This window comes from Kitasatospora sp. NPDC085879 (genome assembly GCF_040686255.1).
Lineage (GTDB): Bacteria > Actinomycetota > Actinomycetes > Streptomycetales > Streptomycetaceae > Kitasatospora.
The window spans coordinates 58,205-72,579 of sequence record NZ_JBFBJZ010000009.1; the positions used below are offsets into that span (position 1 = coordinate 58,205).

Consider the following 14,375-nt stretch of genomic DNA (forward strand, 5'->3'; position numbering starts at 1 on the left):
CCGTGGAAACCGACTCCCTCACAGCCGAAGCCCTGCGCGAACTGCGCAGCCCCCGGCCCTACCCGGCAATCTCGCTGACCATGCCGACGCACCGCCGCGAGCCGGACAACGCCCAGGACGCGGTTCGGCTGAGGAACCTCCTCGCGGAGGCCGAGCGGCGCATCGACGCCGACCCGGAGGCCTCCCGGCAGGACCGCATCGAGCTGCACCGGCAGCTGGAGCGCGCGGTCGCCGAGGTGGACCTGCGGCACTCCCTGGACGGTCTGGTGGTGTACGCGACCCGCGACCAGCACCAGGTCTGGAGCCTGCCCCGCGAGGTGCCGGAGCGCGTCGTGCTGAGCGACACCTTCCTGACCCGCAACCTGGTCGCCGCCAAGGCGCAGGAGCGCCCGTACTGGGTGCTGGCGGTGGCCGCCGACCGGGCCACCCTGTGGAGCGGCGCCGGGCTCGCCCTGCACGAGCACGAGGCGGACGGCTTCCCGATGGAGCCGGAGGGTGTGGACTGGGACGTCCAGCGCGAGGAGCGCACCGGCGGCCAGCCCAGCACCTTCAGCGACGAGGAGACCCGGCGCTTCCTGCGCGCCGTGGACACCGCGGTCGGCGGCGTCCTCGGTGCGGACCGCCGCCCGCTGTTCCTGGTCGGCCTGCCCCAGGCGGTGTCCGCGCTGCAGGAGGCGGGCGCGGCGGCGGGCTCCGCGGTCGCGACCGTGCTCAAGGGCGGCCTCACCGACGGCCCGGACCGCACCCTGCTGCAGGAACTCGCCCCGGCGATGGCCCAGTTCACCGCACACGAGTCCGACCGGGTGGCGTCCGCGCTGGACTCGGCCCGCAGCCGCCGGGCCTTCGCGGCCGGCCTGGACGAGGTCTGGGAGGCCGTCTGCGAGGGCCGGGCCGAGATGGTGGCCGTCGAGGAGCACTTCCAGCGGACGATGCGCGTCGCCGACGGTCACCTCGCGCCGGTGGACGGCGACACGGCCGGCGGCTGGGAGGCCGGCGTCCGTGAGGACATCGTCGACGAACTCGTGGAGACCGCGCTGGACAAGGGCGCCGAGGTGGTCTTCCTGCCCGACGAGCAGCTCAGCGCGCACGACCGGATCGCCGCGGTGCTGCGCTACTGACCGCGGCCGACCGGCCGCCGCGGCCCCCGGCCCGCACCGCGCGGGTCGGGGGCCGCGGCGCACCCGCCCGGCGCAGCCCTACGCGCGGCGGGCCGCCCCGCGACGGAGGCTGGACGGGTCGTGTCCCCTCGGCCGAGCGTTCCAGGAGCCGCCATGTCCCCGCACCCCCGCCTTCGCTCCCTCACCGGGCCCACCGCCCGGGCCGGCGCGATCCTCGTCGCGGCCGCCGCCCTGACCGCGACGGCCGCGGCGTGCAGCTCGGAGAAGACGAAGGGCGGGATCAGCCCGGCGGTCGTGTCGGCCGCCGCGGAGGCCTCCCGGCACGCGGCCTCGGCCGCCGCCGAGGCCTCGGAGCTGGCCGGCGAGGACGCCTCGGCCGCCGCGTCGAGCGCCGCCGCGCTGATCTCGGAGGCCGCCCTGGCCCGGGCCGCGTCCGCCTCCGCGGCGGCGGCCTCGGTGGAGTCCCGGGCGGCCGCCTTCGAGTCCTCGGTGTCCGCGCAGGTGTCGAAGTCCCGGCAGAGTGCCAGTGCCGCGCTGAGCGGGGTGGCCGGCACCGGCAACGCGATCGGCGACGTGACGCTGACCGGTGTGCCCACCACCGCCACCGACGGCTTCCCGGCGGCCACCGTCACCATCACCAACTCCTCGTCGCAGAAGGCGAGCTATGCGGTGCAGGTGGACTTCGTGGACACCTCCGGCGCCACCGTGGAGACGGTGGTGGTCGGCACCGCGGACGTCGCCCCGGGCGAGCGCCGCACGGTGCTCGCGCACGGTGACCAGAAGGTGGACGCGGCGAGCGCCAAGGTCGTCCGGGCGCAGCGCTTCTAATCGGTGATCCGGCACGCGGCCGGGGTGCCGACCTGATGACCCGGCCCCATCCTGGGACCGGGGTTGATCCGCACCGGATGTCACCGGAGGTGACCGCACATGCTGGGACGAGGTACTGGTGATCCTGAGGCCGTCGTGATCGGCGCCGGCCCGTACGGACTGGCGGCGGCCGCGCACCTGCGGGGCGCCGGCGTGTCCTTCCGGGTGTTCGGTGAGCCGATGGCGGGCTGGCGCGAGCACATGCCCGCGGGGATGTTCCTCAAGTCGACGCCGCGGGCGTCCGGCATCTCCGACCCGTCGGGCCGGTACGGGTTCAACGACTTCCGCTCCCGCTCCGGCCGCGGCACGGTGGGTGACACGTACCCGATTCCGCTGGCCGAGTTCATCGAGTACGGCGAGTGGTTCCAGCGGCAGCGGGTACCCGAGCTGGAGCACACGCAGGTCACCGGGGTCGAGGGCGCGCCGGGCGGCTTCCGGGTCTCGTTGGAGGACGGCCAGACGGTGTCGGCCCGCTCGGTGGTGGTGGCGACCGGCTTGCGGCCCTTCGCGCACATCCCGCCCGAACTTTCCGCGGTGGTCGAGGCGGGCCGATGCTCGCACACCAGTGAGCACGCCGACCTGGCGAAGTTCGCGGGGCAGCGGGTGGCGGTGGTCGGGGCCGGTCAGTCGGCCCTGGAGAGCGCGGCTCTGCTGCACGAGGCCGGGGCCTCCCCCACCGTGGTGGTGCGCGGCCCCCGGCTGGTGTTCGGTGACACGCCGGACGCCGACGTGCCGTCCACCCGCCCGCTCACCGCCCGGGTGACCAAGCCGTCCAGCGGGCTCGGCCCGGGGTGGGGTCTGCGCGCCTACACCGACATCCCCTGGGCCTTCCGGTTCCTGCCGGACGAGGCGCGGGCCGTCCGGGTCCGCAAGGTGCTCGGCCCGGCCGGGGCATGGTGGCTGCAGGACCGGGTGGACGGGCAGTTCCCGGTGCTCACCAGGCACCCGCTGGCGGCGGCCGAGGCGGTCGACGGCACCGTCCGGCTGAGCCTCGAAGGCCCGACCGAACTGCTGGAGGCGGACCACGTCCTGGCGGCCACCGGCTACCGGGTGGACGTGGCGCGGCTCGACATCCTGGACGAAGGACTGCGCCGGGCCGTACGCCGTACGGAGCGGGGCGCACCGCGGCTGGCCCCAGGCTTCGAATCCTCGGTACCGGGCCTGTACTTCACCGGGCTGGCGGCGGCCGACACCTTCGGACCGGTAATGCGGTTCGTCTGCGGCACCCGCTTCGCGGCCCGACGGATCGGCCACCACATCGCCGCCCGCAGCAGTACTGCGTAGAAGGCGGGTCGACCACCAGGGGCCTGTGAGGCCTCTGGTGGTCGACCAGCGCCTCTGAGGCACTCGCCCTTGGCGCTCGATCAGGAGTGGAGGGTGGTGCGCAGGAGGCGGTAGGGGGCGGACAGGCTGAAGCGGAGCAGTGCCATGGCGGCGGGGGCCGGGTCGTCCGAGGCGAACCAGGCATGCTCGGTATGCGGCTCCGGCCACAGGCCCCAGGGGCGGCAGCGGTCCTGCCAGGCGCCGGACAGCGCGGAGAGGGTGTCGAGCCGGCCCATCCGGAAGCGTCGCGGGCGCTGGGGAGCGGCCGGGACCCGGCGGCCGGTGAGCGACAGGTGGAGGGCCCGGACGACGTCCACCCCGTCCACCGTCTCGAACAGGCGGAACTGGGCGCCGTTGCGTGGGTTGAAGTCCACCAGCTTGTAGCGGTCGTCGCGCCGGTCGTAGCGCCAGTCCAGGTCGGCGGTGCCGCAGTAGCCGATGGCCTCGCAGAAGTCGGCGGTCAGTGCGGCGAGTTCGGGGTTGGACCGGGTGTGGCCGCGGGTGGTGACGCCGGTCTCCGGCGGCCACGAGCGGTCCTTGACCCCGGTGAAGACGACCAGCGGCCTGCCGCCCGGGCCGCAGCACAGGTGGGCGATCCAGTCCTCGGCGCAGGCCTGCGGGACGTACTCCTGGAGCAGCAGCGAGAGCGGGCCGTCGGACGGGCACGCGGCCAACAGGGCCGCTTCGTCGGGCACGATCGTGGTGTGGCTGACGGCCGGCCTGGCCAGCCGGGTGAAGGGGGCGAGGTTCTTCAGGACCACCGGGTAGCCCCACTCGCTCGCCGTTGCGAGGAGTTCGCCGCGGTCGGCGGGGGTGCAGGCGCGGGGGGTGGCCACGCCGTGCGCCCGGCAGAGCTCGCGGAGCCCGCCCTTGTCGGCGAGCCGGCGCGGCAGTCCGGGCGGTACCGGCGGCAGCAGGAAGTACGGGGCGAGTTCCTCCTGGTGCTCGGCGAGCAGCACGGCCGCCTCGTCGTCGGTGGGCACCGCGACGCTGCGGCGGCCGATCGCCCGGCCGGCGGCGAGCAGTTGGGCGACCAGGACCTCGGCGGGTTCGCAGCCGGTGCCGGGCCGGGCGAAGGCCCGGCGCACGTAGCGGGAGAGCGCGGTCGGGGTGAGCGGGTCCTCCACCATGGCGTACACCGGTACCCCGGCCCGGCCGAGCGAGCGGGCGGCACCGGTGGCGCCGTATGCGTCCGGGTACCTGCCGACCTTGACCAACAGCGCGGGTACCGCGCGGTCCAGTTCGGGCCTGTGGGCATGCATCGGTGTCCACCTCCTTGAGTGGGTCAGCGCTGCCAGACGGCGACCCAGCCGACGTTCAGCCGGGCGGAGTCGACACCGGACGGCGGCGCGACCTGGAAGCCGACCGCCAGGTTGATCACCAGTTCCATGGCGACGTGCGGGATCGCGGCCGGTTCGGTGACCTGGAAGCGCTGAACGCCGTCGACGTACCAGGTGACCGAGTCGGGCTGCCAGTCGACGGCGTACACGTGGTAGCCGTCGGCGAAGTCGCGGGGGCCGTAGCTGTTGCCGATGTGGGTGTCGCTGCCGTCGGGGGCGCGCCAGTGCAGGTTGGCGGAGACCTGGGTCGCCGTGTTGATGAACTCCACGATGTCGATCTCGGGTGGGGTGCCGCGGGTCTCCGCCGGGATCAGCCAGAAGGCGGGGAACATGCCCTCGGCCTCGGCGGGCACCTTGATGGCGGCGGCGTAGTAGCCGTAGGTGAAGGTGTGCCGCGGGGTGCCGTCCCAGTGGTCCCGGCCGGTGGTGACCATGCCGGAGGTCCAGGGGTAGGTCTTGCCATCGGTGCCGTGGGTCTCCCGGCGCTGGGCGGTGAGGGTGAGGTTGCCGTCGGCGACGGACACCTGGCCGGGCAGGTACCACTCCAGCTCGTGGTTCCCCGCGTTGGTGCAGCCGCCGATGTTCCAGTCGTAGCAGGTGGTCCAGTCCTTGGTGTTCAGGCGGGAGCCGTTGAAGTCGTCGTGGAAGACCAGGTGCCAGGCGCCCGGCAGGTTCGGCGGTTCGGTCGCCTGCACGGTGCCCTCGCTTTCCGCTCGGGCGTTCGGCGCCGGGGAGGTCAGGGCGGTCGGATCTGCGCAGGCGGCGGCTCCGGCCAGCAGGCAGGCCGCAGCCAGTGCGCCGGCCCGCAGCGACGGGCCGCGGTGCCGGCCGGTCGGCGGGGGCGGTGCCGGCCGGGCGAACCGGTTCGCCGGGTCGGGCGGCGGCCGCCGCCGCGGGTAGGGCAGCACCAGCAGCGTGGTGAGGACCGCGAGCACCACCAGCACCCTTCGGGCGGTGAACGTGTGGGTGAGCAGCATCGGGGTGGCGGCCGCCGTCGCGAGGACGGTGCTGCAGGCGAGGGCGGGCACCACGGCGGTCAGGGGGGCCTGCCGGACGCCGGCGGGCCAGCGGCAGCGCAGCACCAGGGCCGTGCCCGGCACGGCCAGTACGGCGACGGCCGCGGTGGCGGCCCGCACCGGGCCGGCGTTCAGGGTGGTCGCGGCCACCCCGGCCCAGGCGAGCAGGGCGAGCGCGAGGCGCAGGTAGGGGCCGGCAATCACGGCTGCCTCTCTTCGGGCTGGGGCTGGTTCTCGATGCCTCCGGCCGGTGCGACCCCGGTGGGACCGTCGGTGGACGGCGCCACGTACTGGTAGACCACCGCGTCGGGACCGGTGTACACGGCGCGGAACTCCGGTGAGCCGGCCGCGAGATCGGCCAGCCGGCGGACGGTGTCCTCGGGCAGCACCCCGGTCAGCCGGCAGTCGGCGATCTGGGCCCGGGTGAGGACGAGGTAGGACGGGCCGGCCACCACCGGGTAGGTCAGCTCCCGGCGTAGCACCGGCAGCGGGTCGGCCAGCATGCGGCGCTGCTCCTCCTCCGGGAGCTGGCTGAGCACGATCCGGGTGCGGTCCTCGTCGTAGTGCATTTCGCCGCCGGGGAGGGCGGTGCCGGTGGCGAAGACGATGCGGGTGCCCGCCGGGGCGTCCGTGGTGACCAGGCGCAGTGCCTCGACCTCCTGCGGGGTGAAGTACTTCAGTGCTTCCTTGCTGTAGTAGTTGCCGAACATGCCGAGGGCCAGCACGGTGGCTGCGACGGCGGCGAGGGCGCGGTGCAGCACGGGACGGCGGCCGTCGCGCAGGAGGACCGTGGCGGCCAGGAAGGCGGTGGCCGGGAGCACGAAGAGGTAGGCGCGCAGGATCATCTCGCCGCCGTAGCCGTTGCCGAGCAGCAGGGGCAGTGGACCGAACAGGACGGCGACCAGGCCGGTGCGCCGTACCCACCGGTGGCCGATCAGCGAGATCAGGGCGAGCAGGCCGATCGTCCCGGACATGCCGAGGGACAGCCAGCCGACCGCCACCTGGTCCGGCGCCACGGTGCCGAGTTTCAGCTGATTGGGCGGACGGACGTTGCTTTCGGCCGCGGTGAGGCCGGCGATCAGCCCGCCGATGTTCTGCGACAGGTAGGGGCGGGCGACGGTGACGTCCCAGGCGAAGGTCATCCCGACGGCGGCCGCCAGCACCGGCAGCACCGTCCTGCGGTTGCGGCGGCGCAGGCAGAGCATGGCGAGGACGCTGATCGTCATCACCGGGGTCAGCGGGTGCGAGACGACGATGCCCGCGAGCACCACCACGACCATGGCGTACCAGCCGAGCCAGGGTGTCCGGGCGGTGAGCGCGGTGGACGCCGGCTGCCCTTCGGCCGCGGTCTCCGCCGCCCGGCGCGCCTCGGCCATCCGTCCCAGCACCAGCGCGAGCAGCAGCACGAACAGCACGAAGACGAAGGCCTGCGGCGCGAAGTAGTCCTGACCGACCCAGGAGATCGAGTAGAAGAGCCAGACACCGCCCCAGACGAGGCGTCGGCTGTCGGTGATCGCGCGGTAGAGCAGCAGCAGCGGGCCGAGCAGCAGCAGATTGGTCAGCAGCGGCCACCACGACGCGTAGCCGAGCGCGGAGTGCAGGCCGGTGGCCCGCAGGAAGAGCACGTTGAGCTGGAAGAAGCCGGGCCACTCGTTGTAGATCTCCAGCCCGCCGGCGTTCGGCACGGTGCCGTCGTGCCGGAGCATCGCGTCGACTACCGCGACGTGCTTCCACGCCCAGGCGTAGCGCAGCGTGGGATAGAGCACGCTCGGGGTGGCGTGGATCACGGTGATCAGCGCGACCACGTACGCCGCGGCCCAGGCCTGCGGGATGCGCGGCCGGTAGAGCACGGCGAGGAAGCCGGCGAGCAGGAGGGCGAAGCTTGCCCAGTAGAACGGCGGCAGGACCTGGAGCAGGCCGAGGTCGCCCATCCGGTCGAGCCGCGCGCCGCGCAGGGCGAGCACCCACAGCACGATCGCCGCGGGCAGCGCTCCGACGGTGAGCCAGGCCGCGGGGCCGCGGCCGCCGGCCGCCCGGGCCAGCAGCGCCGACGGCGGGCGGCGTTGTGCGGGCGGGTCGGCCGGGCCGGCGGCTCCGGCAATCTGCTGGTCAACCATCGAGGGCCCTCTCCGGACAGTGGGCGTGGCGGCACGGGCGGTGGTCAGTCCTTGGGCGGACCTCCGACCGGGGTGCCGATGAAGCGGGTGAACCGGCGGTAGGTCCGCCAGCCACGGGTGTAGAGGCTCTCCCGGATCGGGCCGATGCGGCTGCCGCGGCCGGCCGTCCAGTCGTCGAAGACGCTCTCCGGGGTGTCGCTGCGGACCATCAGCCGGCAGATCCGCATCGGGTCGTCGGTCGCGGAGCTGAACTTGTTCTCCACGGCGGTCGCCGACGTCCATCCGACGGCGCGGACCTGGCGGCGCACTGCAGGGCTGGAGTACCCGTGCGGGTAGGCGAAGGCGGTCACGGTGTGCCCGACCGCGTCCTCCAGGCGTTTCTTGCTGCCGGCGATCTCGTCGGCGCGCCGCTGGCCGTAGACGGTGTCGAGCTGGGCGTGGGTCTGGGAGTGGCCGCCGATCTCCACGCCGAGCGCGTCCAGGGTGCCCACCTGGCGCCAGTTGAGCATCTGCGTCTCGGGCAGCAGGCTGCCGCTGGGGCGTCCGCCGGGCGGGTGGATGGCGCCGACAGTCACGTAGAGGGTGGCCGGCAGGCCGCGTTCGGTGAGGATCGGGGCGACCGTCCAGTAGAAGTCGGCGTAGCCGTCGTCGAAGGTGAGCACCGCGGCGTTCGAGGGCGGCGGCGGGCCGCCGTGCAGGGCTGCGACCAGCCTGCGCAGCGGGACGACGGTCAGGCCGGCGTCGGCGATCCGGTCGAGCTGCTCGCGGAACGTCTTCGGGGAGACCGTGTAGGGCGCGATCCAGTCCGGCGGGTCGTCCGAGACCGAGTGGTACAGGAAGACGGGGACGGCTCTCATCGCGGGCTCCTCGCCGGCCGGAGGGCGGGCACGGACGGCCGGGGCAGCAGCAGGGCGGCGCGGCCCACGGTGTAGCCCAGCAGGGTGATTCCCGCCCCGGCGCAGAGCGCGCCCGCGGAGCGGAGGTCGGCCCGGCGCAGACTGCGCAGCACGGCTGAGGGCAGCGCGTGCCGCAGGTAGCGGCGCTCGGAGGCCAGTGCCGGGCGCGGCCCGGTGTGCTGCGCGACCACGGCCTTGGAGCGGCCCTCGGCGTAGCAGCGGGCCCGGAAGTACGCCCAGGTGGCCCGGGTGGGCGGGACGTGATGGTGGACGACGGCGGCCGGTTCGTAGCGCAGCACCGCCCCCGGGTGGCGGGCGGCCAGCCGTAGGCAGAACTCGGTCTCCTCGCAGCCCACCGGCCGGGTGCCGATGCGGCCGAGGTCGAGCCGGAAGCCGCCGGCCGAGACCGCCACGGCCCGCCGGAAGGACATGTTGGCGCCGGTGAAGTTGCGGATCGCGGCGGGCCGTTCGGGCAGGCCGCGGTAGGAGCAGCCGACCACCCAGTCGAACTCGCCGGGGAACCAGCCGGGCCGGCCGGTCTCCCAGCGCGGCCGGACCAGCCCGCCGACGCCGAGCACCTCCGGGTCGCGGTAGCCGGCCAGCAGGCGGCTGCTCCAGTCGGGAGCGGCCACCGCGTCGTCGTCGAGGAAGGCGACGACGTCGCCGCTGACGGCGCGGACGCCGGTGTTGCGGGCCCCGGACAGGCCGCGGCGCTGCTCGTTGCGGACGACCCGGACGCCGGGCCAGTGCCGTTCGGCGCGGCGGGCGAGTTCGGGGCAGTGGTCGATGACGAGCAGCAGTTCCTCCGGGGGCCGCTGCTGGCCGCGGACGGACTCCACGGCCGCGCACAGGTCGTCCCAGCGGTCCAGGGTGTACGCGCAGATGACGACCGAGAGGCTGGTGCGCGTGTCCGGTGGGGTGGTCATGCCCGACTCCCTTCGGGGGCCTTCATCCAGCGTGGCAGAGTGAGCAGCAGCGGCACGGCGACGGCGCAGCAGGCGAGCAGCCAGGCCAGGCCGACACCGGTGAGTCCGTACCGCGGCAGCAGGACGAAAGTGAGGCCGACGGTCAGGACGCACTGGGCGACCTGGACGCCGATGAGCAGGCGGAGGTTGCGCCGGACCCTGGCGACGTCGATGGCGACGATGATCAGGACGGTGGGCAGCGAGGCGACGGCCATCAGCCGCAGGACGGGGGTGCCGTACCGGGCGTAGTCCGGACCGAAGAGGGAGAGGATCCACGGCGCCGCGACCACCACGACGGCGGTGGCGGCGAGCACCAGCAGCCCGGCGTGGCGGAGCATCCGCCGGGCGAGCTCGGGGAGCCGCTCCGGGGCGTGGGCGCCCTCGACTACGAGGGAAAAACCCATGCTGAGCACGGCGATGTTGAAGGTGTCGGCGATGATCCAGGCCAGCGAGTAGTACGCGTTCTGGGCGGCGCCGAGGTGGGCGAGCACGGTCAGCGGCAGCACCGTGTAGGTGGTGATGCCGGCGAGCTTGCCCAGGTAGTCGGCGGTGGCGTAGCGCTTCACCCGGCCCGGCATCGGGGCGCCCTCGCGGTCGGCGCGCTGGTGGGCCGGGATCGCGTGGCGGAACAGCACGGAGTTGGCGATCAGGATGGCCAGCACCAGGGCGACGGCCCACGAGGTGAGGATGCCGGTACCGATGGCGAGGGCGGCGCAGGCGGCGAGGGCGCCGGCCTTGGCGGCGGCGAAGATCACGTTCTCGCCGAGGACCCAGCCGGTGCGGCGCAGGCCGGTGAGGGCGCCGTCCTGGAGGTCGAAGATGGAGTAGCCCGCGGCGGCGATGACGAAGGCGGTGCCGAGCAGGGGCGAGCGCAGGAAGTCCAGGCTGGGGGCGACGATCGGGACGATCAGCAGGAAGCCGACGGCTGCCAGTGCGCTGAACACGCCGGCGATCGCATAGGACCGCAGGACGAACCGCCCTGTGTGCCGCCCGGCACGCGGGACGAACCGGACGAGGACGTCGCCGAGGTTGAACCGGCCGAGGGCGGACATCAGGGCGGCGACCGAGAGCGCCGCGTAGCTGGTGCCGACGGTCTCGGCGCTGTACCAGCGGGTGGCGAAGATCCAGAACAACGCGCCGAGCCCGGCCGCGAGCACCGCGCTGGCGGCCAGGATGTGCCCGTTGCGCAGCAGCGGCTCGCCCGCGGTCCGCCGGAGCATGGCCGTGGTGCGAGCCCGCAGCAGCGCGCGGTAGGTGCACTCGCAGGGCAGCGGCAGCGGGCACGAGCACGCGCGGGCCGGTGCGGTGCGGCGGCGGGTCAGTTCCGGTATCACGGCCGGCCACCGCCATGTGTCCGTCGGCGCCTGCGGCTGACGAGGTAGCTGAACGGCCCGACGAGCAGGCCGCGGCATTGCAGTCGGACGAGCTCGCGCGGGGCCGGCGTGCTGTCGGGGCGGCGCCGGCCCGGGGCCAGCGGAAGCATCGCCGGCAGGCCGCGGACGAGGTCGGCCAGCATGGCCGGGCGGTGGGCGACGACGGCGGCCAGGAAGGCGCCGTAGCCGACGCCGTAGCCGTACACCTGGGAACGGAGGGCCGACGGGGTGCGGCGGTGGCGGTGCCAGACCAGCGCGTCAGGCGCGTAGGCGACCAGGCGGCCAGTGGTGAGGACGCCGAGGAAGGCCAGCAGGTCCTCTCCGCCGCGGGTGGGGGTGCCGGCACCGGTGGCCTCGTCGAAGCCGCCGATGGCTCGCAGGGCCTCGGTGCGGAAAGCCATGTTGGCACCGGTGCCGAAGCGGCTCACGGTATAGGGGACGGGCGGGTCGCCGCCCTGGTCGGCGAGCGACCAGATGCGCGGGGCGAAGCCGCGGGAGAAGCCGCAGTGGAGTTCGAAGGCCACTTGGGAGGGCGTGTCCAGTTCGGCGGGCAGGACCAGGCCGGTGACGCAGCCGATCCGGGCGTCGGCCCGGAAGGTCTCCAGCAGGGCGCGCAGCCAGCCGGGGTCGGGCAGGGTGTCGTCGTCGGTGAAGGCGCACACCTCGCCGGTGGCGGCGGCCAGGCCGGCGTTGCGGGCCCGCGAGACCCCGGGCGCGGGCTCGCACAGGTAGCGGATGCGGTCGGCGTACCGGTCGCGGATCAGGTCGTGGGTGGCGAGGTCGCTGGGGGCGTTGTCGACCAGCAGAAGTTCGGCGTCGGCGGGTGCCGCCTGCAGCAGGGCGTCCAGGCACGGCGGGAGCAGTTCGGTGCGGTCGCGGGTGCAGACGATCACGGTGAGCGAGGGCAGGGCGGCGGCCGCGGGCGGCGGGGTGACGGGCGTGGCACCGAGTGCGGTGCCGGCGGCGAGCAGGGCGGCCCGCAGCCCCGAGGTGTCCCCGGGGGCGGCGGTCACGGTGACCATGCCGAGCGGGTGGCTGTGCCGCCGGACGAGGGCCAGCACGGGGCCGCCCGCTGGCGGCGGAGCGGCCGCGCCTCCGGGGACCTTCAGCTCCGAGGGGTGGGCGAGGTCGAGGTCGACGATCGTGGCCGGCGGGTCGGGCAGTACGGCGGCGGCCGGGGTCATCATGGTAATCACTCTCCGATCCGTGCACCGCGCTGGTGCCAGAGGCTGCGGAGGTAGCCGAAGGGGCCGTACAGCAGGCCCTGCAGTTCCCGCCACCCGAGGCCGGGCACGGGTTCGGGGCCGCAGTTCTCGGCCGCCCGTCGGCGGTGGACGGTCTGCCACTGCCACAGGCCCCGGGGCAGCCGGCGGAGCAGGTCGCCCAGCACCTCGGGCCGGTGAGCGACGGCAGCGGTCAGGTAGGCGCCGAAACCGACCCCGAAGTTGAAGACCTGCCGGGCCAGTGCCTCGTCGGTGCGCGGGTGGCAGTGCCAGACGATCGCCTCCGGCTGGTAGGCGATGTCGTGGCCGCTGTTGTAGACGGAGAAGAAGGCGTAGAGCTCCTCGCCACCCCGGGCCGGGGTGCCGGCGCCGGTGGCCGGGTCGAAGCCGCCGACGGCGCGCAGCACCTCCGTCCGGAAGGCCATGTTCGCGCCGGAGCCGAAGCGACCGACGGAGAAGCGCTGCAGCGGGTCGGCGTTCGCGTCGTGCAGTGACCAGCTGCGGGCCGCGAAGCCGCGGGAGTAGCCGCCGTAGCTCTCCAGCGCGGCCTGTGCGGCGGTGTCGAGTTCGGCGGGCAGCACCAGGCCGGTGACACAGGCGGTCCGGTCGTCGGCCAGAAAGGCCTCGGCGAGAGCGGTCACCCAACCGCGGTCGACGAGGAGGTCGTCGTCGGCGAAGGCGCAGATCTCCCCGCGTGCCGCCGCCAGCCCGGCGTTCCTCGCGCGGGCCGAGCCCTGCTCGGGCTCGCACACGTAGCGGACACGGTCGCTGTAGTGCTCCAGCACCAGGTCGCGGGTGCCGGTGCCGTCCGGCGCGTTGTCGACCACGACCACCTCGACGTACGGGTAGTCGGTGCGCAGCAGCGAGTCGAGGCAGTGCCGCAGCGAGTCCGGCCGGTTGCGGGTGCAGACCACGACGGTGACGGTGGGCGCTTCCGCAGGCACCCGCGGCGGCCCGGTCCGGCGGGGACGCGCCGCGAGTGTCGCGGTGGACAGGGCGGGAACGCGCAGTTCCCGGTGGGCGGCTTCGACCAGCGCCCGGCGCAGCGTGGCGGGATCGCCTGCTGTACCGGTGGCCTGGACCAACCCGAGCGGGTGTCCGTGCAGCCGCACCAACGCCAACACGCGGCCGTCCGGGTCGACGGGGCCGAGACCGCCGGGCGCACGCAGGCGTCCGGGCTCGTCCAGGTCCAGCTCGACCACCCGGACGGGGGTGTAGAGCGTTTCACGGGCGGCAGTGCGCGGGCAGGCAGCCGGGGTGCGCCGGTCGTAGCCATTCATCACAGCTCCCCCACGGCGGCGGGCGCCGAGGACTTGGCACCGGGACGCTCGGCGATCAGGGTCCGCAGCACCCGTCGGCCGTCGGAGACGGCGTGGAGGTGCGAGCGACCGCTGCGGCGGGGAAGTTCGAGGCTCGGGACCTCTGCGATGCGCAGGCCCGAGCGGAGGGCGTGCGCGATCATCTCGGCCTCGATCTCGAAGCCGGACGAGCGCAGCCGGAGTTCGTCCAGGAAGCTGCGGCGGAACGCGCAGTACCCGTAGCAGAGGTCGGTCAGCATCGTGTGGTAGAGCCGGTTGACCACCGTGATCAGGGCGCGGTTGCCGAGCGAGCGGATGCGGGTGAGGTCGAGGGAGCCGCCGCCGGCGATGCAGCGCGACCCCTTGACGAAGTCGTACCCGTTGTCGAGGAAGTGCAGGTAGTGCGGGATCTCGCCGGGCCACATGGAGCCGTCGGCGTCCATCATGACGATGTACTCGCCGGTGGCGGCGGCGAAGCCGGTGCGCAGCGCGTTGCCCTTGCCGGGGCCGGTCTGCTGGACGTTGCGCACGGTGGGCAGGCAGTGCCGGGCCATGGCGAGGGTGGCATCGCTGGACGAGCCGTCCACCAGGATGACCTCGTCCACACAGCGGGGGATCTGCTCGAACACCCAGGGGATGTTGCGGGCCTCGTTGTGGGCCGGCACGACCAGGCTGACGGTGTGCCGAGTGGGGATGTCCCCGGCCCTGCGCATCGGCTGCGGCTCTGCCGAACGATCGGTGGATCGCCGCATGGGCATGCCGTTGCGGGTCGGGTGCGGCTGTTGCGGGTCGGAAGGCATGGTGGTGCTCATCGCGAGCGGCCTCTCGGGAGGCGGCAG

Annotated in this window: 12 protein-coding genes; 3 read left to right on the plus strand and 9 right to left on the minus strand. The window is 74.1% G+C overall.

The window, feature by feature from the left end:
* Positions 1-2 precede the first annotated feature (2 nt).
* From AB0P35_RS09580 to AB0P35_RS09590, 3 genes are all read left to right on the plus strand, one after another.
* A complete protein-coding gene (locus AB0P35_RS09580) occupies positions 3-1,118 on the plus strand; it encodes a chemotaxis protein (RefSeq protein WP_363508707.1) in 1,116 nt (371 codons plus the stop codon).
* 153 nt (positions 1,119-1,271) lie between these two features.
* A complete protein-coding gene (locus tag AB0P35_RS09585) occupies positions 1,272-1,946 on the plus strand; it encodes an FxLYD domain-containing protein (RefSeq protein ID WP_095872135.1) in 675 nt (224 codons plus the stop codon).
* A gap of 99 nt (positions 1,947-2,045) precedes the next feature.
* Complete coding sequence (locus AB0P35_RS09590; protein ID WP_363508710.1) at positions 2,046-3,269, plus strand: NAD(P)-binding domain-containing protein; 1,224 nt, start codon at positions 2,046-2,048, stop codon at positions 3,267-3,269.
* Between the two features lie 80 nt (positions 3,270-3,349).
* On the opposite strand, the gene AB0P35_RS09595 is transcribed toward AB0P35_RS09590, so the two are convergent.
* The 9 genes from AB0P35_RS09595 to AB0P35_RS09635 are packed head-to-tail and all read right to left on the minus strand — an operon-like array spanning position 3,350 to position 14,348.
* On the minus strand, positions 3,350-4,570 hold the full coding sequence (locus AB0P35_RS09595; RefSeq protein WP_363508713.1) for an ATP-grasp domain-containing protein: 1,221 nt from the start codon (positions 4,568-4,570) through the stop codon (positions 3,350-3,352).
* Positions 4,571-4,593: 23 nt separating this feature from the next.
* Positions 4,594-5,868, minus strand: a complete 1,275-nt coding sequence (locus AB0P35_RS09600; RefSeq protein ID WP_363508716.1) for a glycoside hydrolase family 16 protein — start codon at positions 5,866-5,868, stop codon at positions 4,594-4,596.
* The gene (locus AB0P35_RS09605; RefSeq protein ID WP_363508719.1) at positions 5,865-7,781 is read right to left on the minus strand and encodes a glycosyltransferase; all 1,917 of its coding nucleotides are present in this window, start codon (positions 7,779-7,781) and stop codon (positions 5,865-5,867) included. Before AB0P35_RS09605 ends, AB0P35_RS09600 begins: the two co-directional genes overlap by 4 nt.
* Positions 7,782-7,825: 44 nt before the next feature.
* Positions 7,826-8,638 carry a polysaccharide deacetylase family protein gene (locus tag AB0P35_RS09610; protein WP_363508722.1) on the minus strand — a complete coding sequence of 271 codons (813 nt, stop codon included), beginning with the start codon at positions 8,636-8,638 and terminating at the stop codon, positions 7,826-7,828.
* Positions 8,635-9,603, minus strand: coding sequence for a glycosyltransferase family 2 protein (locus AB0P35_RS09615; protein WP_363508725.1), 969 nt, complete (start codon positions 9,601-9,603; stop codon positions 8,635-8,637). The genes AB0P35_RS09610 and AB0P35_RS09615 overlap by 4 nt, the downstream gene beginning before the upstream one ends.
* A complete protein-coding gene (locus AB0P35_RS09620) occupies positions 9,600-10,976 on the minus strand; it encodes a hypothetical protein (RefSeq protein ID WP_363508728.1) in 1,377 nt (458 codons plus the stop codon). Before AB0P35_RS09620 ends, AB0P35_RS09615 begins: the two co-directional genes overlap by 4 nt.
* A complete protein-coding gene (locus AB0P35_RS09625; RefSeq protein ID WP_363508963.1) occupies positions 10,973-12,202 on the minus strand; it encodes a glycosyltransferase in 1,230 nt (409 codons plus the stop codon). The genes AB0P35_RS09620 and AB0P35_RS09625 overlap by 4 nt, the downstream gene beginning before the upstream one ends.
* Before the next feature lie 5 nt (positions 12,203-12,207).
* A complete protein-coding gene (locus AB0P35_RS09630; protein ID WP_363508730.1) occupies positions 12,208-13,518 on the minus strand; it encodes a glycosyltransferase family 2 protein in 1,311 nt (436 codons plus the stop codon).
* Positions 13,518-14,348: a glycosyltransferase family 2 protein gene (locus tag AB0P35_RS09635; protein ID WP_363508732.1), complete on the minus strand. Its 831-nt coding sequence runs from the start codon at positions 14,346-14,348 to the stop codon at positions 13,518-13,520. Before AB0P35_RS09635 ends, AB0P35_RS09630 begins: the two co-directional genes overlap by 1 nt.
* Positions 14,349-14,375: the final 27 nt, after the last annotated feature.

Bases quoted from the DNA above. Each gene is read 5' to 3' on its own strand.
- AB0P35_RS09630 (WP_363508730.1), bottom strand. From the start codon at position 13,518: ATGAATGGCTACGACCGGCGCACCCCGGCTGCCTGCCCGCGCACTGCC.
- AB0P35_RS09585 (WP_095872135.1), top strand. From the start codon at position 1,272: ATGTCCCCGCACCCCCGCCTTCGCTCCCTCACCGGGCCCACCGCCCGG.
- AB0P35_RS09625 (WP_363508963.1), bottom strand. From the start codon at position 12,202: ATGATGACCCCGGCCGCCGCCGTACTGCCCGACCCGCCGGCCACGATC.
- AB0P35_RS09635 (WP_363508732.1), bottom strand. From the start codon at position 14,348: ATGAGCACCACCATGCCTTCCGACCCGCAACAGCCGCACCCGACCCGC.
- AB0P35_RS09590 (WP_363508710.1), top strand. From the start codon at position 2,046: ATGCTGGGACGAGGTACTGGTGATCCTGAGGCCGTCGTGATCGGCGCC.
- AB0P35_RS09610 (WP_363508722.1), bottom strand. From the start codon at position 8,638: ATGAGAGCCGTCCCCGTCTTCCTGTACCACTCGGTCTCGGACGACCCG.
- AB0P35_RS09595 (WP_363508713.1), bottom strand. From the start codon at position 4,570: ATGCATGCCCACAGGCCCGAACTGGACCGCGCGGTACCCGCGCTGTTG.
- AB0P35_RS09615 (WP_363508725.1), bottom strand. From the start codon at position 9,603: ATGACCACCCCACCGGACACGCGCACCAGCCTCTCGGTCGTCATCTGC.
- AB0P35_RS09605 (WP_363508719.1), bottom strand. From the start codon at position 7,781: ATGGTTGACCAGCAGATTGCCGGAGCCGCCGGCCCGGCCGACCCGCCC.